This is a genomic window from Arthrobacter sp. ZGTC412 (genome assembly GCF_002929215.1).
Classification (GTDB): Bacteria; Actinomycetota; Actinomycetes; order Actinomycetales; family Micrococcaceae; genus Arthrobacter.
Map to the genome: position 1 here is coordinate 40,098 of NZ_PJII01000005.1, position 16,028 is coordinate 56,125.

18 protein-coding genes are annotated in these 16,028 nt (G+C 65.6%); 7 read left to right on the forward strand and 11 right to left on the reverse strand.

The features are described from left to right. Window position 1: 1 nt before the first annotated feature. On the forward strand, window positions 2-1,261 hold the full coding sequence (locus tag CXQ88_RS08435; RefSeq protein WP_104043723.1) for a low temperature requirement protein A: 1,260 nt from the start codon (window positions 2-4) through the stop codon (window positions 1,259-1,261). On the opposite strand, the gene CXQ88_RS08440 is transcribed toward CXQ88_RS08435, so the two are convergent. From CXQ88_RS08440 to gluQRS, 3 genes are all read right to left on the reverse strand, one after another. Then, a complete protein-coding gene (locus tag CXQ88_RS08440; RefSeq protein WP_104043724.1) occupies window positions 1,258-1,893 on the reverse strand; it encodes an HD domain-containing protein in 636 nt (211 codons plus the stop codon). The two genes, CXQ88_RS08435 and CXQ88_RS08440, sit on opposite strands and share 4 nt — an antisense overlap. 57 nt (window positions 1,894-1,950) lie before the next feature. After that, window positions 1,951-2,166 carry a transcriptional regulator gene (locus CXQ88_RS08445; protein ID WP_104043882.1) on the reverse strand — a complete coding sequence of 72 codons (216 nt, stop codon included), beginning with the start codon at window positions 2,164-2,166 and terminating at the stop codon, window positions 1,951-1,953. An 86-nt stretch (window positions 2,167-2,252) separates the two neighbouring features. Beyond that, the gene (gluQRS, locus tag CXQ88_RS08450; RefSeq protein ID WP_104043725.1) at window positions 2,253-3,149 is read right to left on the reverse strand and encodes a tRNA glutamyl-Q(34) synthetase GluQRS; all 897 of its coding nucleotides are present in this window, start codon (window positions 3,147-3,149) and stop codon (window positions 2,253-2,255) included. A gap of 340 nt (window positions 3,150-3,489) precedes the next feature. On the opposite strand from gluQRS, the gene CXQ88_RS08455 reads away from it, so the two are divergent. Then, window positions 3,490-3,948: an Lrp/AsnC family transcriptional regulator gene (locus CXQ88_RS08455; RefSeq protein ID WP_181037450.1), complete on the forward strand. Its 459-nt coding sequence runs from the start codon at window positions 3,490-3,492 to the stop codon at window positions 3,946-3,948. A gap of 3 nt (window positions 3,949-3,951) precedes the next feature. Here the strand turns inward: CXQ88_RS08455 and CXQ88_RS08460 are convergent, their stop codons facing one another. Continuing rightward, window positions 3,952-4,407 carry an Lrp/AsnC family transcriptional regulator gene (locus CXQ88_RS08460; protein ID WP_104043726.1) on the reverse strand — a complete coding sequence of 152 codons (456 nt, stop codon included), beginning with the start codon at window positions 4,405-4,407 and terminating at the stop codon, window positions 3,952-3,954. A gap of 105 nt (window positions 4,408-4,512) precedes the next feature. Here CXQ88_RS08460 and CXQ88_RS08465 point away from each other — a divergent pair, with 105 nt between their 5' ends. After that, window positions 4,513-5,142 carry a LysE family translocator gene (locus tag CXQ88_RS08465; RefSeq protein ID WP_104043727.1) on the forward strand — a complete coding sequence of 210 codons (630 nt, stop codon included), beginning with the start codon at window positions 4,513-4,515 and terminating at the stop codon, window positions 5,140-5,142. 34 nt (window positions 5,143-5,176) lie between these two features. On the opposite strand, the gene CXQ88_RS08470 is transcribed toward CXQ88_RS08465, so the two are convergent. Next, on the reverse strand, window positions 5,177-6,154 hold the full coding sequence (locus tag CXQ88_RS08470; protein WP_104043728.1) for a hypothetical protein: 978 nt from the start codon (window positions 6,152-6,154) through the stop codon (window positions 5,177-5,179). Between the two features lie 156 nt (window positions 6,155-6,310). Between CXQ88_RS08470 and CXQ88_RS08475 the strand changes: the two genes are divergently transcribed. Beyond that, entirely contained in the window at window positions 6,311-6,517 is a 207-nt protein-coding gene (locus tag CXQ88_RS08475; RefSeq protein ID WP_104043729.1) for a hypothetical protein, read from the forward strand. Between the two features lies 1 nt (window position 6,518). Here CXQ88_RS08475 and CXQ88_RS08480 read toward each other — a convergent pair whose 3' ends face one another. The 5 genes from CXQ88_RS08480 to CXQ88_RS08500 form a co-directional block, all read right to left on the reverse strand. Further along, window positions 6,519-6,893 carry a nuclear transport factor 2 family protein gene (locus tag CXQ88_RS08480; protein WP_104043730.1) on the reverse strand — a complete coding sequence of 125 codons (375 nt, stop codon included), beginning with the start codon at window positions 6,891-6,893 and terminating at the stop codon, window positions 6,519-6,521. Window positions 6,894-6,934: 41 nt separating this feature from the next. Continuing rightward, entirely contained in the window at window positions 6,935-7,438 is a 504-nt protein-coding gene (locus CXQ88_RS08485; RefSeq protein ID WP_104043731.1) for a DUF456 domain-containing protein, read from the reverse strand. 99 nt (window positions 7,439-7,537) lie between these two features. After that, a complete protein-coding gene (locus CXQ88_RS08490) occupies window positions 7,538-8,737 on the reverse strand; it encodes an NAD(P)-dependent malic enzyme (protein WP_104043732.1) in 1,200 nt (399 codons plus the stop codon). Window positions 8,738-9,016: 279 nt separating this feature from the next. Continuing rightward, the gene (locus CXQ88_RS08495) at window positions 9,017-9,625 is read right to left on the reverse strand and encodes a TetR/AcrR family transcriptional regulator (RefSeq protein WP_104043733.1); all 609 of its coding nucleotides are present in this window, start codon (window positions 9,623-9,625) and stop codon (window positions 9,017-9,019) included. Window positions 9,626-9,761: 136 nt separating this feature from the next. Continuing rightward, entirely contained in the window at window positions 9,762-11,048 is a 1,287-nt protein-coding gene (locus CXQ88_RS08500) for an MFS transporter (protein WP_104043734.1), read from the reverse strand. A gap of 125 nt (window positions 11,049-11,173) precedes the next feature. On the opposite strand from CXQ88_RS08500, the gene rraA reads away from it, so the two are divergent. The 3 genes from rraA to CXQ88_RS08515 all read left to right on the forward strand — a co-directional run bounded on the left by rraA (window position 11,174) and on the right by CXQ88_RS08515 (window position 15,088). Next, a complete protein-coding gene (rraA, locus tag CXQ88_RS08505; RefSeq protein ID WP_104043884.1) occupies window positions 11,174-11,671 on the forward strand; it encodes a ribonuclease E activity regulator RraA in 498 nt (165 codons plus the stop codon). Between the two features lie 105 nt (window positions 11,672-11,776). Continuing rightward, on the forward strand, window positions 11,777-13,429 hold the full coding sequence (locus CXQ88_RS08510; RefSeq protein ID WP_104043735.1) for an MDR family MFS transporter: 1,653 nt from the start codon (window positions 11,777-11,779) through the stop codon (window positions 13,427-13,429). Window positions 13,430-13,648: 219 nt separating this feature from the next. After that, complete coding sequence (locus CXQ88_RS08515) at window positions 13,649-15,088, forward strand: sugar porter family MFS transporter (RefSeq protein WP_104043885.1); 1,440 nt, start codon at window positions 13,649-13,651, stop codon at window positions 15,086-15,088. 160 nt (window positions 15,089-15,248) lie between these two features. Here CXQ88_RS08515 and CXQ88_RS08520 read toward each other — a convergent pair whose 3' ends face one another. Further along, the gene (locus tag CXQ88_RS08520; protein WP_104043736.1) at window positions 15,249-16,007 is read right to left on the reverse strand and encodes an iron ABC transporter ATP-binding protein; all 759 of its coding nucleotides are present in this window, start codon (window positions 16,005-16,007) and stop codon (window positions 15,249-15,251) included. Between the last annotated feature and the right edge of the window lie 21 nt (window positions 16,008-16,028).

The following is a 16,028-nucleotide window of genomic DNA, read 5'->3' on the forward strand; positions in this document are numbered from 1 at the left end:
TATGTCCTCCAACCCCCTCCGGCATGCCATGGCGCGCATGGGCGGCCGCGATCCGCACGAAAAGCACAGGGCAGCCACCCCGCTTGAACTATTCTTCGACCTGACCTTTGTGATTGCGTTCGGCGTAGCGGGCAGCCAGTTCGCCCATGAGATTGCGGAAGCGCACTTCATCCCCGGGCTGCTGGGCTTCTCCTTCGCGATGTTCGCCGTGATCTGGGCCTGGATCAACTTCACCTGGTTCGCCAGTGCCTACGACACCGATGACTGGATCTTCCGGGTAGTCACCATGGTCCAGATCGTGGGGGTCCTGATCCTCGCCATGGGAATCGAGCCGATGTTCCATTCCCTGGTGCAGGGGGACCACGTAGACAACGCCGTGATCGTGGGCGGCTACGTGGTCATGCGGCTCGCACTTGTGGCCCAGTGGCTTCGGGCAGCGCGGCAAGATCCCGCCCGCCGTGACACCTGCCTGCGTTACGCGAGGTACCTCGCGCTGGTGCAGCTCGGCTGGATCGCAGTCCTGATTATCGAGGCCGACGTTCTCACGACGTTCCTCATGGTTGTGCCCCTGATCGTGCTGGAGATGGCCACCCCCTATGCGGCCGAGCGCAAAGCCAGGACACCGTGGCACGCACACCATATTGCCGAGCGGTACGGGCTGCTGGCCATCATCGCCCTCGGCGAATGCCTTATCGGCGCCATCGAAACCCTCCGGGCCATCGTTGCCAACCACGGCTGGAGCGTAGACGCTGCGCTGGTCGGTTTTGGCGGAACGGCCCTGGCATTTGCGATGTGGTGGATCTACTTCATGCTGCCCGCCGGACGGGCGCTGCACCTGCGCCGGCACCGGTCGTTCCTGTTCGGGTACGGGCACATCCCCCTCTTCGCCGCAATCGCGGCCACCGGCGCGGGGCTGCATGTGGCCGCGTACTACATCGACCACGAGGCACACATCAGCGCCGCGGTGGCCGTGGCCAGCATTGCGGTTCCGGTGGCACTTTTCCAGGGCTCGTTGACCTGGCTGTACAGCGCCATGGTCGGCCCGGACTGCACCGTTATCACCGTGGCCGGGATAGTGCTGGTGGCGCTGGCTGCAGCAGTTGGACTGGCTGCTGCCGGGGTTTCGGTCCCGGTGTGCCTGCTGGTGATTGTGCTGGCACTCGGCCTTTCAATCGTGATTGATGAGCGCCGCGGCTCCGAGCGGCTGCATCACGCCCTGGAGAAGCTGGAGGGGGAGGCTACCGTTCCCCGCCCGTCCTAGCGTCCCGGCGCCGCCTCACCCGCGGCATCCGGCTCCTCATAGGACAGGTTCTCGTAATCCGTGGTGTCTTCCTCGTCCAGCTGCTCGTCCAGCTCCTCCAGCAGCCACGGATTCACCCGGGCAAGGATCTTCCGGACCTCCTCAACCTCCACGGCGGCGTACAGCACAGCACGGGCATCGCGGTACCTGGTGACCGGCGGCCTGTCCGGCCATTTCTCAGCCAGCGCTTTGACCCTCTCGGGCAGCGAGTTGTGGGCGTTGTCCGCGATCTTGACCAGGGCGGCGTCATGGTCCTCGGCGATCTCGCGGATCCCGGCCTGGTAGTCGTCCGGGTTGCTGTGCAGCCGGTTGGTGACGCGTTCAATAATCTCCACCGCCCGCTCGGAGACGCCCATGTCCAGCAGGGCCTGGCGGGTGATCGGCGTGTCCTCGGCAATGTCGTGCAGGTATCCAGCGATCCGGACATCGTCGTCGAAATCGGCAAGGGCGTCACCGACGGCGAGGACATGCTCCCGGTAGGGGCGCTTGAGCTTGTCCTTCTGCCGGTTGTGGGCCACCTCGGCAAGGACCTTTGCGGTCTCTACCCTGAATTTGGGCGCCGGGCTCTGCTCCGCGGCCTGCTGGTCTGACATGTCCTAAGCCTAGGCTGAACAGGCAGCCTGGGCTCAACCGGCTTCAGCCTTTCCGGGCTATTGCTTGCCATACTTCCGATGAACTGCCTGCTTGCTGACTCCCAGGCACAGCGCGATGGCTTCCCAGGACAATCCAGCCTGCCGTGCGCTCCGGACCAGCGAAGACTCCGTCCGGTTCACTTCCTTCTGCAGTTCGGCGACGGCGTGCAGCGCCTCTGCCGGCCCCATTCCATCCATTGATCCCACGAGTGTTTTCATGCGTTCCACCTCCATGGCGTCAACACTAGTTGACAGCGGAAGGCCCGTCAACGAAAGTTGACAAACAGTGCGGGTGCGCACAGTGCAGACGAAGCCGGAGCTCAGCTGCCGGAGGGCCGCATCGCGCTCCACGCCCAGGGCTCGCGGGGCAGGGCGGCCGGCTCAAAGGCCTCCGCAGCCTTTTCAAGCGGTCCGGCCGGCAGTCCCAGCGATTCCAGCAGCCGGTCCCGCACGGTAGCGGCGGAGTTTCCCGCCTTTGCCAGATCCCGCAGCGTCACCGCGCCGTCGCGCTTGGCCAGCCGGACGCCGTCGGCATTCACCACCAGCGGTACGTGCGCATATTCCGGAATCGGAATATTCAGAAGCGAAGCGAGGAATGCCTGCCGTGGGGTAGACGGGAGTAGGTCGTCACCACGGACCACCTGGTCGATGCCCTGCTCCGCGTCGTCCACCACCACGGCGAGGTTGTACGCGGTCACGCCGTCGTTGCGGCGCAGCACGAAGTCGTCCACCAGCCCCGCGTAGGCACCGTGCAGCACGTCGTGCACCGTGTACTCGGCGACGTCGGCGCGCAGCCGGATGGCAGCGGGCCGCGTAGAGCGCTTGAACTCCAGTTCCGCGGAGTCGAGATTGCGGCAGGTGCCCGGATAAGCTCCCTGCGGAGCGTGCGGGGCAGAGGGAGCCTCCTGGACTTCGCGCCGCGTGCAGAAGCATTCGTAGGTCAGTCCGGCAGCCGCCAGCCGGGAGATCGCACGGGCGTAGAGGGGGCCGCGGGCAGTCTGGCGCACCACGTCGCCGTCCCAGGTGACACCGACAGCTTCCAGGTCCCGCAATTGCTCGGCCTCTGCGCCGGCCCGCGCGCGGTCCAGGTCCTCCACGCGGAGCAGGAACTTCCGGCCCGTGGAGCGGGCAAACAACCAGGCAAGGATTGCGGTCCGAAGATTTCCCACATGGAGTTCACCTGAGGGGCTGGGGGCAAAGCGTCCTGCGGAGGTCATGGATCAACCCTATGCGGGACTAAAAGGTGCGCAGGGACAGCACAAGAGCCCCTCAGCTACCGACTTCGGGAATCCGACGTCGGTAGCTCAGGGGCTCTTGCCGTGTTTGCAGACTGACCGTGGTGTGAACAAGTGTCAATCAGCGGCGGCCTCCTTGCGGGAAGCGGTGTCCAGAACCCGGGTGGTGTGCCGGGGAGCCTGTAAGCCTTCAGGATTCAGCGGTAGCTTTGCCTTCGTTGCCACAATTTGAGCAGAACCCCTACAGTTGGAACAACAAGCATGGCCTCCACTGGTCAGTTTGATCAAACTCCACCCCCGGTACCGACAGGAACTGAGCATATTGCAGGAACTCGACGCCACCGACAAGCGCATCCTGAAGGGCCTGGACGAAGACCCGCGCGTTCCCGTCATGGTCCTGGCACACCGGCTGGGCCTTGCCCGCGGAACAGTGCAGAGCAGACTGGAACGGATGACGGCGTCGGGAGCGCTGCGCCCCAACAGCAGCAGGGTGCTTCCCGCCGCACTGGGACGCGGGGTGGCGGCCTCCGTGAGCGCCGAACTGAACCAAAGCCACCTCAACGAAGCCATTGCCGCCCTCCGCAAGATTCCGGAGGTGCTGGAATGCCATGCGCCGGCCGGAGATACCGACCTGCTGATCCGCGTGGTGGCCACCAGCCCGGACGACCTTTACCGGGTCTCCGAGGAAATCAGGCTGTGCCCGGGCATCGTGCGAACCTCCACCAGCATGTTCCTCCGTGAAGTCATCCCCTACCGCACCACCGGCCTGCTCAACGACTGACAGTTACACCGGCGGGCCGGCGTTGGACTTCAGGTTCTTCATAACCAGGGTGGAGGTCAGCCGCTCAACCCCGGGCAGGGACGTGAGTTCGGCGTCATAGAAGCGCTGGTAGGCGGGCAGGTCCTCGGCGATGACCTTCAGCAGGTAATCGGGTGATCCGAAGAGCCGCTGGGCCTCCACGATGTTGGGGTTGTCCGCCACGCGGTTTTCAAAGACCTCCATGGTGGAACGGTCCACCTGCCGGAGGGTGACAAACACGATCGCCTCGAACCCCAGCCCTACGGCTGAGGGATCAATGTCTGCGCGATAGCCCCGAATCACCCCCGACTGCTCCAGGTCACGCAGCCGCCGGTGGCAAGGAGCCACTGTCAAACCGACCTTCCCCGCGAGGGCAGTGGCGGTCATCCGCCCGTCCTCCTTGAGGTGGCGCAAGATATTTCTGTCAATATGGTCAATCACGCAAAAACCTTACCGCTTGACACCGGTAACGGGCGAAAAAGGACAGCACTTCCGGCGCGAAAATATCTAGGGTTTCTCCTGACGGACCCGTTGGCAGGAGAAACAATGAACCCCGAGCTGTTTTTGGCCTTTGTGCTGGTTGCCGCCGCCCTGGCCTGCACGCCGGGCGTGGACTGGGCGTACTCCATCGCTGCAGGCCTGAGGCAGCGCAGCTTTGTGCCGGCGGTGGCAGGGCTTTGTGGCGGATACGTCCTTCACACGGTGCTGCTGGTGGCGGGGCTTGCAGCCCTGCTTACGGGAATGCCCGGGGTCCTTGGCTGGATCACCCTGGCCGGAGCCGGGTACCTGATGTGGCTGGGCGTTAGTACGCTTCGTTCCTGGCGCGGAGCCAGCTTCTCGGCAGGAGCCGGCAGTGACGCGAACACGCGGCTCCGCACGTTCCTGCAGGGCATGGGAACCAGCGGCATCAACCCCAAGGGCCTGCTCTTCTACGTGGCACTCGTTCCCCAGTTCGTCAGCGCGGAGGCGTCCCTGCCCGTCCCGGTCCAGTCGGGCCTGCTGGGCATGACGTTTGTGCTGCTTGCGGGGATCGTGTACACCGCCGTCGCCCTCCTGTCCCGGACCCTGCTGCAGAGCCGGCCGGGTGCGGCCCGGTTGGTGACTCTTGCCAGCGGGGTGATCATGGTGATGCTGGGGGCCATACTGCTCGGCGAACAACTCCTGCCGCTCCTTTAAGGGAGCCCAGGTTGCCGGTGCCTGGCCAGCGAGCCTAGTCGTCGCTGAGCTTGTTCCAGTCCTGTTCCCAGATCCGGCGCATCTCCTCGTCCTTGCGGATAGGCACCGGCGCCGCGATCTCCCGCTGCGGCACCGGGTCCTCGTGCCGCCGCCCCCAGTCCCGCGGGTTAAGCGACCTCCGGCTGGAGTCCAAAAGCAGCAGCGCCCGGTCCGTAAGGGCGTCGTTCCGCAGGGTCAGGTGCGTCTTCCGCCGGCGCAGGACCTCTGCAAGGGCCCGGTTCGCCGCCTCCAGACGACCCTCCCGCCGCAGGGCCCGGGCCCGCACGATCAACAGGGCGGCCGAAAGATCGTCCGCGTTGAGCAGGCCGTCGGTCCAGTCGATTACTGTCCGGCTGCGGCCCAGGGTCAGCGCCAGCGAGCAGCGCGCCAGGGCCATGGGGAGCGACGGCGGCAACCCGGCAAGGGCGTCCAGCGCGGCCTCCGTGCGCCCCGTCTCCCGCAATGAGTGCGCCAATGCCAGGAATACCGACTCCTCGCTGAAGAGGACGGGGATCTCCACGCGCTCGGCCAGCTCGATGTTCGTGATGATCCTGGTGAGATAGGTGGACGAATAGCGGTTGGCTTCGTCTTCATTCCTGGTGGTGAGCCCGCGCTGGAGAAGTTCCGACGCGCGCAGGTAGCCGCCCTGCTTGTAGACCAGCAGTCCGGCCATGAGGTAACAGAGCCCGGCCCATCCGGGATACGCGCGTGCCAGCGTGATCAGCTGTTCGGGCTGGCGGCTGGTAAAGACCGCCTCGTGCACAGCCTTGGCGGGTTTGGGCGGCATCCGTTTCAGCCGCGGGATCTCACCGTCCACGGAGAGCAACGCCGGGTGGCGTCCTCCGAGCACGCCGGTGAGCAGGCCGCCCACTCCCCCCGCGAGGTCGTGGACGGGCGTGCGCAGATGGGGCTGGCCGAAGGGTGTGAGGTCGCGGCTGTCCCAATAGATCGGTGCAGGGTCCCCGGGCGTCATCGTTCCATGCTAACCGGGACCTCCGACAGCAGGGACCGGTCCCCGCAGATGCCTACCCCCGGCACTGCCCGGGCAAGCCGGCACTTGTTGCGGCAATAGATTTCCGCCAGGCTGGTAAGTGCCCTCAGCAGTTCCACGATCAGCAAGGAGAACGCCGTGCAAATCGATAAGTCCCAGATCCTCGAGCTCCTCAGAAACCAGGGAGACAACGACAAGGCCGCCCAGGCCGAGTCGGAGTTGCCCGACCAGGTGGACACCGAGCAGCATGCAGGAATCCTGTCCAAACTGGGCATCAACCCCGCGGATCTGCTGGGAAAACTTCCCGGCGGCCTGGGGGACAAGCTTGGAGGGCTGGGCCTCTAGCTCAGCCTCGTTCCATAAACCACTCGGTGAAGGCGGAAGCCCGCCCCGTGGGGTCCAGCCGGAGGACCCAGAGGTTGTCGTAGGTGGGCCGGTCGCCGGAGTAGATGGTGACGCCCTGGATAAAGGCGGTGGCGCCGTCCGTGCCCAGCAGTTCCCAGCTGAAGGTCCAGTCGCCGGGGGCATCACGGGCGGCCGTCCATCCCTTAACGATGCCGTCCTGCCCCTGCCACGCGTGGGGGTCATTGGGCCGCGTCTCGTACCTTGCATCCTCGGTGAAGAGTGCACGGATGTCCTCAGCCCGGTTGCTGGTCCACGCGGCCTGGTACTTTTCCATCCACGCGGACACGTGCTTCCGCGCTGAACTTTGCTCAGTCATGGTGCCGTTCTACGCCCTTCAGCGTACGGGCCGCAAGCGCTTCAGCCGTTGGCGGCGGCGACCCAGACGCCGATCACCCAGGTGCTGGCCGCCAGGCAGGCCAGCCCGAACTCGGCGAGCATGCCCAGCCCGGTGGCTTTGAGGGCAGCCCAGCTGGACGTCGTCGCCGTACCGATGTTCCGCGTGCGGAGGAATTCGCTGAGCAGCAGGCCCGCGGCGAAACCGACGAAGAGCCCCACGACAGGAATGATGAACATTCCCACTACGCCCGTGACCAGCGCGGCGGCGATGCTTCGGCTGGGTATCGCGTGCTCTTTGAGCTTCCTGCCCGTGAGGACGGCGCTGGCCGCCATGCCGGCAACCACGAACACCATGGCAATGGCGAACACCACCCAGCCCGCAGTGCCGGCTCCGCCCCAAATGGCCCATGCCAGCAGGCTGGCGCCGATCAGGATGCTGCCCGGAAGCACCGGGATCACGGTGCCTGCCACGCCTACAAGAATTGCCAGGCCGCACAGGACGGTCACCACGGTTTCCGAGTTCATGATCCCCAGTCTATGGTTGGGGCCCGCTTAGCCCGCGACGGCGGTGCCTCCCGTGCAGGGGAAGGCACCGCCGTCGTCATTCCGGAAAGCGAAGGGCCGCTACTCCGCTTCCACAGCAGCGGCGACGGCCGCGGTGACGGCCGGAGCAACCCGCGGGTCAAGCGGGCTGGGCACGATGTAGTCCGCCGAAAGGTCTTCCGCCGCGAGCTCCGCGATGGCGTAGGCAGCTGCAAGCTTCATCGCAGGGGTGATGCGCCGGGCCCCGGCGTCCAGGGCGCCGCGGAAGATTCCCGGGAAGGCCAGCACGTTGTTGATCTGGTTGGGGAAGTCGCTGCGGCCGGTGGCCACCACAGCGGCGTACTTTACGGCGACCTCCGGCAGGACCTCGGGGTCCGGGTTGGACAGCGCGAAGACGATGGCGTCCTGGTTCATCAGGGCCAGGTGCTCCTCGTCCAGCTTGGAGGAGGAGACGCCGATGAAGACGTCCGCCCCGGCGAGGGCCTCGGCCGGGCCGCCTTCGACGCGGCGGGGGTTGCTGCGTCCCGCGATGTCGGCCTTCTTGCTGGCCTGGTCCGCGGCATGGTCGGTACGCGCACTGTTGATGACGCCGCGGGAGTCCAGCAGGACCACATCGGTGATGCCGGCTGCCAGCAGGATTTCGGCGACGGCGATGCCCGCCGCGCCCGCCCCGGAGACCACCACGCGCAGGCTGTCCAGTTCGCGGCCGGTCACCTTTGCGGCGTTGGTCAGCGCAGCGAGGGCAACAACGGCGGTGCCGTGCTGGTCATCGTGCATCACGGGGCAGTCCAGTGCCTCGATGAGCTTTTCCTCAAGCTCGAAGCAGCGGGGTGCGGAGATGTCCTCGAGGTTGACCGCGCCGAAGCTGGGACGCAGTCGGACCAGGGTTTCCACAATTTCGTCCACGTCCGTGGTGTTGAGCACCAGCGGAATGGAGTCCAGGTCGCCGAAGGTCTTGAACAGGGCGGACTTGCCCTCCATCACGGGCAGTGAGGCGCTGGCTCCGATGTTGCCCAGGCCCAGGACGGCGGTGCCGTCGCTGACCACGACCACGAGCCGCTCGGCCCAGGTGAGGGTGCGGGCAAGTTCGGGCTTGGCGTGGATGGCCCGGCTGACCTCGGCCACACCAGGCGTGTACGCGATGGACAGGTCGCGCTTGTTGGACAGCGGGACGGTGCTGGCGATGGAGAGCTTGCCGCCCTGGTGCGCGTCGAAGATCTCGGCTTCGCTCAGAGCGGTGGCTGCGGAATTATCAGTGGCTGCGATTGCGTCAATGGACACGTCGTTGTCTCCTGGTGTTCGCCGTTGGCACACGGCACGTGGGGCTCAGGCCCACACAGGCCTGAGTCGGAGTGGTGCGGTGGAAAACCCTGGGGTGGCGGGTCCGTGGGAGCTTCGGGGATGGGCTCTGTTGCTCCGCTGCGACCATGGTAGGCAGCGGGTTGGGGCCCTGTTGCACGATTTGACAGCTGTCGACGGCGCCAAAACGGTTTTCCAACGAGGGTGGTGATCCACGTCACGGCAATACGCCCGATTTATTGGCTAATTGGTCTAGACCGATTACGCGCTTTGGTGGAGTGTGTAGCTTCCCTCCGCGGCCGGGGCGAGGCGCGCACAGGCCTTTTTGAGGTCTTCCTCGGCCTCGAAAAGGGAAAGGCGGCGGTTCCGGACGGACTGGACCAGACCAGTGACCGTCAGCAGGAGCACCCTGGCTGCGGTGGCGTCACCGCAGGCGTGGGCCACCAGCTTTTCGCTGAGCACGTCGATTTCGCGCAGGAGGACAGTGGTGTCCCTGTCCGGAAGGTAAACGCCGCGGCTCAAGCACTGCTCGACGGCCGGCTGCATGACGCGCATGTGGAAGATCTCCATCACCAATCCGCCCACTGCCCTGCCACGGAACCGCGCAGCCGTGGTTCGCCCGGCGACCTGCAACTCCCCGAGCTGGTGGCGGTAGAGCGCGAGCATCAGGTGGGTACTGGTGGGGAAGTAGCGGTACAGCGTTCCGAGGGGCACGTCAGCCCTGGCCGCCACCTCGGGCAGCTCCACTGCGTCCAGGCCCTTCCGGGCGAAGCCGGCGGCAGCCTCGAGGATGCGCGCGTAGCGGAGCCGCTGGCGTGGAGCGGAGGGCATGGCGGCCATGGGCGGATGGTCTGGAAAAGTCTCAGGCATCTGTATTCCGGGTTGTGTTTGACGGTGCAGCAGCCAGGAGCGTCCCCATCCCGGACCGCCTGCGATCCGGTTCAACTATACGGCACGGCAATGTGGCGTAATTAGTCAGGTGCCTTAGTTCCTGCCCTTCGACAGGTCAGCGGACGCTCCTGATCTTCACGACAAACACAGCGCCCAGCAGGCCGATGACGGCGGCGGTGACGAAGAGCGTCAGGTACCCGCCAAGGTACGTAACGGCGAGGAATGCCAGCAGGGGCGCGATCACCTGGGGAAGGGAGTTCGCCACGTTGATGATGCCCATATCCTTGCCCCGGTTGGCGGCCAAGGGCAGGACCTGGGTCAGCAGCGCGAAGTCCACGGCCAGGTAGGCTCCGAACCCCACGCCCAAAATGCCTGCTCCAACAAGGGCGCCGGTCCAGAACGGGAAGAAGGCCATCGTCAGCCCCGCCGCGGCGATGATGGCAGAGGACCCAATCACGAACGGCTTCCGCCGGCCCAGCCGGTCGCTCCACGGCCCCGCCACCACCGCAGTGATCATGACCATCACCGCATAGATGCCGGTCAGGGTCAGGACCCCCAGGGCCGGGTCCTCATGCTTGAGGACATCCCGAAGGAAAAAGAGCAGATACACGATGGTCATCTGGTTGCAGACGTTCACCAGGAAGCGGGTGAGCCAGGCCCAGGCGAAGTCCGGGTAGCGGACAGGACTGATCCAGAAGCTCCGGACAAAGCTGCCCCAGGCGAAAGGCGGGCGGGCGTTGTGCGGCAGTTGGGGATCGTTGCGGTGGAAGAGATAAGGGACCACGGAAAAGATCAGCGCCGCGGCGCACAGGGCGTATCCCACCGCGTAGTTGCCGGTGACCACGGCGCCAAACACCGCGCCGATCAGGATTCCCACCGTCTGGCCCATGGCAGCCAGGCCGCCCACTCCTCCGCGCTGCAGCACCGGGACCCGGTCAGGGACCGCAGCCGTGATGGCGGCGTAGGCGGCGTTGGCCCCCAGCTGCACCAGGCACCAGAACAGCACCATCAGGGCAACGGTCGTGGCGCCCGACATGGCCAGGAGCGCAGCCGTTGCCAGGATTGCCCCGGCCAGGACCCACGGGGACCGGCGGCCAAAGCGTGAGGTGGTCCGGTCAGAGAAAGCGCCAAACAAAGGATTGGCGACCAGGGACACAGCCGCGCCGCAACCCGTCACGAGGGACAGGATGGCTTCCTTGCTGGGCTCATCAATACTGATGGCCTGCTGTCCGATGAACACGTTGATGGGGCCGAAGAAGGCGGCGTTAATGCCCACGTTGACCAGGACCAAGCCGGTGACCCAGCGGGCCGTGACCTTTGTTGTCGGCTCGGCGAGCGCCGCCGTCGTGCTGTCCGCTGCAGCGCCGGGATCCGGTGGTGCGGGTGTGTTGGACAGGCTCATGGCTGGCTCCCCCTGAAACGGTTGGCGGTTCTGAAAATCAGACTATCGTGGGCGTTACCGTGCCGCTGCGTCCTGACGGCGGATCAGCCACCAACGGCGGCAGCCGGAGCCCCGAGGAGAACCACATGAGCGCAGCGTCCACCCCCAGCCAAGCAACCCCCGTCAACACCGCAGACCTTTACGACGAACGCGGCGACGAACTGGCCTCGGTGTCACTGCAATTCCAGTCCCTGGGCGGCCGTTCCCACTTCAGGGGACAGGTACGGACCATCCGCTGCTTCCAGGACAACGCCCTGGTGAAGTCCACCCTGGCAACCCCGGGCAACGGCAACGTGCTGGTGGTGGACGGCGGCGGATCGCTGGGGTCTGCTCTGATGGGGGACATGATCGCCGAAAGTGCCGTGGCGAACGGCTGGGTCGGCGTCGTCATCAACGGAGCGATCCGGGACCGCGAAGCGATTGCCCAGCTGGACCTCGGCGTGAAGGCACTGGGCAGCAACCCGCGAAAGAGTGCGAAGGCCGGCGCCGGCGAAGTTGACGTGGACGTGGACATTGACGGCGTGACCATCCGGACCGGCGTGATGATCTGGTGCGACCCGGACGGGATCCTCGTGGAGCGCTGATCGCCTTCCGGGGAGGCCGGGAATTTTCCCCTCCCGGGAATAGGCCGGGGCGCAGGATAGTTACTGAAAGCAACTATCGCTTTCTTCCTCTTCCTTGGAGCACCCATGTCCAAACCCACTCCCGCGCGCGCCGCCGGAGAAACCCTGACGCAGCGCCAAATTATCACCGTGATGGTGGGCCTGATGCTGGGCATGTTCCTGGCATCGCTGGACCAGACCATCGTGTCCACGTCCATTTACACCATCGCCAACGACCTGGACGGGCTCTCGCTCCAGGCGTGGGCCACCACCGCGTACCTCATCACGTCCACCGTCAGCACCCCGCTGTACGGCAAGCTGAGCGACATCTTTGGCCGCCGCCCGCTGTACCTGGCCGCCATCGTGATCTTCCTGGCGGGATCCCTGTACGCAGGCTCGGTCCACTCCATGACTGAACTGGCTCTGGCCCGCGGCGTCCAAGGATTGGGCGCCGGCGGCCTGCTGGCACTGGCGCTGACCATCATCGGCGACATCGTCTCTTTGAAAGAGCGCGCCAAGTACCAGGGCTACTTCATGTCCGTGTTCGGCATCTCCTCGGTGCTGGGACCCGTGGTGGGCGGCGCGTTCGCCGGTTCCGGTAACATCCTGGGCTTCGAGGGCTGGCGCTGGGTGTTCTTTATCAACCTGCCCATCGGCCTGGCCGCGCTGGCGGTGGTGTTCCTGTTCCTGCACCTGCCGGCCAAGCACGTTAAACAAAAAATCGACTACTGGGGTGCGGCCGCCATCACCCTGGCCATCGTGCCGCTCCTGCTGGTGGCAGAGCAGGGCCGCAGCTGGGGCTGGGCGTCCCTGAACTCCTTCCTCTGTTACGGCCTCGGTGTGGTGGGCATCATCTGGTTCCTGCTTGCCGAAAAGCGTGCCGGGGACTACGCCCTGATCCCGCTGCGGCTCTTCCGGAACGCGACCTTCGGCCTGTCCTCACTGCTGAACTTCATCATCGGCATCGGCATGTTCGGGGCCATCGCGATGCTTCCGATGTACCTGCAGCTGGTCAAAGGCCTCACCCCCACCGAGGCTGGCCTGATGATGATCACCTTCACCGTCGGCATCCTCAGCGGCTCCATCACGGCCGGCCGCACCATTTCATCCTCCGGCACATACCGGATCTTCCCCATCATGGGCACGGCCATCCTCACTGCCGCCGCCGTGGCGATGGGACTGTCCCTGGGTGTGGACACCGGCCTGTGGGTTCCGGGACTGATCGCGGTGTTCTTCGGCATGGGCCTGGGCTTCTGCATGCAGCCACTCACCCTGGCCATGCAGGTGTCCGTGCCGCGCCGGGACATGGGCGTGGGCACCTCCTCCGCCGCGTTCTTCCGCTCCATGGGCGGCGCGGTGGGCACGGCGGTGTTCATCTCCATGCTGTTCAGCCTGGCCGCGAGCCGGATTGCAGACACCATGAAGTCGGCCATGGGAAGCGCGGAGTACCAGGCGGTCCTTCAGGATCCCGCGGTAGCCGGAGACCCCGCCAATGCCAAGCTGTATGAGTTCTTCCGGAACGGGGCCTCCAACGAGTCCCTCAACGACACCAGCTGGCTCCACACCGCGAACAGCACGCTGACCCGGCCCATCACCGAGGGCTTTGCCTACGCGATCGACGCCGTCATGCTCACCGCAGCAGCGCTCACCGGCATCGCGTTCCTGATCAGCTTCGCGCTGCCGAACAAAAAGCTCACCGACTCCAAGGCGGCACCGCAGGAGCCTGCCGTAGTTCACTGACCTTTCCTGTCCGGCACGAGAGGACGACGACTGCAGGCCCCTCCCGCCGTCGTCGTCCTCTTCTGTTGGGGGCCAGGCAGGCACCCGGCACCCCCTCGACTGGAACAGTCCGCGGTGGCGTGGAACACTGTGTAACGCGTGTGCGCCGGCCAGGTGGCCGGTTCCGCAGCCGACGACGTCCGCACCGCATCCAACACACCTCCAGACCAAGGGAGAACCATGCCCACTGCCCAAAAGCAGACAACCGCCCAGATACCGCGGCGGGTGATCTGGCTGGCGCTTGCAGGTGCGGTGGGCGGATTCCTGTTCGGCTTTGATTCGTCCGTGGTGAACGGCGCTGTTGATGCCATGAAGGACGAGTTCGCGTTGTCCGAGGCTGTCACCGGCTTCGCGGTGGCCATCGCCCTGCTCGGCTGCGCCGCCGGTGCGTACCTGGCCGGCAAGGTCGCCGACCGTTACGGCCGCATCCCCGCCATGAAGCTGGGTGCGCTGCTCTTCCTGGTCAGCGCCTTCGGCACCGGCTTCGCGTTCAGCGTCTGGGACCTGATCTTCTGGCGCCTCGTGGGCGGGCTGGGGATCGGCCTGGCCTCGGTGATTGCCCCTGCGTACATCTCGGAAATTTCGCCGCGCAAGGTCCGCGGCCGGCTGGCATCGCTGCAGCAGCTTGCCATCACCACAGGTATCTTTGCCGCGCTCTTGTCTGATGCGCTCTTCGCCACCAGCGCCGGCGGCGCAGACCAGCCGTTCTGGCTGGGGATCGAGGCCTGGCGCTGGATGTTCCTGGCCGCCGCCCTGCCCGCGGTGGTGTACGGCTGGGTGGCTTACACCCTGCCCGAGTCGCCGAGGTTCCTGGTGTTCCTGGGCAAGGAAGACGAAGCCCGCAAGGTCTTTGACTCGATCGCTCCTGCCGAGGACACCGACCGGCACATCCGCGAGATCCGCGAAGCGATCGACGAGGACAAACTGGCCGGCCAGAAAGGCTCGCTGCGCGGCAAGACGTTCGGCTTGCAGGCGGTTGTCTGGGTGGGCATCATCCTGTCCGTCCTGCAGCAGTTCGTGGGCATCAACGTGATCTTCTACTACTCCACCACGCTGTGGAAGGCGGTGGGCTTCCAGGAGAAGGACTCGCTCACCATCTCGGTGGCCACCTCCGTCACCAACATCCTGGTCACCCTTGTGGCCATCGCGCTGGTGGACCGCATCGGCCGCCGGCCCATCCTGCTGGCAGGTTCAGTAGGTATGGCCGTGTCCCTCGGTGCCATGGCCCTGGCGTTCTCCTCTGCTGTCGGCTCCGGCCCAGAGATTTCCTTGCCGGGCGCCTGGGGTCCGGTGGCCCTGGTGGCAGCGAACATTTTTGTGGTCAGCTTCGGCGCGTCCTGGGGCCCGCTGGTGTGGGTCCTCCTTGGTGAGATCTTCCCGTCCCGGATCCGCGCCCGCGCCCTTGGCCTGGCCGCCGCCGCGCAGTGGGTGGCGAACTTTGCCATCACGCTGAGCTTCCCCGTTATGGCCGCCGGTTCGCTGCCCCTGACGTACGCCATGTACGCACTGTTCGCGGCGGCGTCCTTCTTCTTTGTGATGTTCAAGGTGCCGGAGACCAACGGCATGTCGCTGGAACAGGCGGAGACGCTGTTTGTGGCAAAGGGATCCAAGAAGCCCTAGCACCGCTCTATCACTTATCGGGCGTTCTCTTCCGACGCTCTCTCACTTTCCGCAGCTAACGGCAAACCCTCCTTCACGGCCTGTGAAGGAGGGTTTGTACTTTTGGATCAGTGAACAATCACGACGGCGGGACGCCGAGGAATAGAAGGCGGCGCTCCGGTCAGGCGAAGTAGACGCCGATCCGGTTGCCGTCGATGTCCTCGATGCGGATGTCGATGTCGTAGACATCGCGGAGCATTGCCTGCTGCATGATCTGCCGCGGGCTGCCCTGGTGCACCAGCCGCCCGTCCTTCATGGCCAGGATGGTGTCCGAATAGCAGGACGCGAAGTTGATGTCGTGGACCACCAAGACGATCGTCTTCCCGAACTCGTCGGCCAACCGGCGCAGGAGCCGCATCATCTCCACCGAGTGCTTCATGTCCAGGTTGTTCAACGGCTCATCCAGCAGCAGGTACTGGGTGTCCTGGGCCAGGACCATGGCGATGAAAGCCCGCTGGCGCTGGCCGCCCGAGAGCTCGTCCACGAACTTGTCCGCCATGGGCGTCAGGTCCAGGTGGGCGATAGCCTCCTCCACCTTGGCGAGGTCCTCCACAGTGGGCCGCCCGCCGGAGTGGGGAAAGCGGCCAAAAGCCACAAGGTCCCGCACGGTCAGCCGCATGGTCAAGTGGTTCTCCTGCCGCAGGATGGCCATGGTCTTGGCCAACTCGCGGCTGTCCGTGGAGGCGATGTCCAAGCCTGCCACGGAGACAGCGCCGGCCTCGAGCGGCTGCAGGCGGCTGATCAGCGAGAGCAGGGTGGACTTGCCCGCCCCGTTGGGACCGATGATGGAGGTGATGCCGCCCTGCGGGATGACGCAGCTGACGTCGTCGAGGACGGCCTGGCCGCCGTAGCTCTTGGAGACGTTCCGGACGTCGATCATGGCCGGGCTCCCCGGGTTACG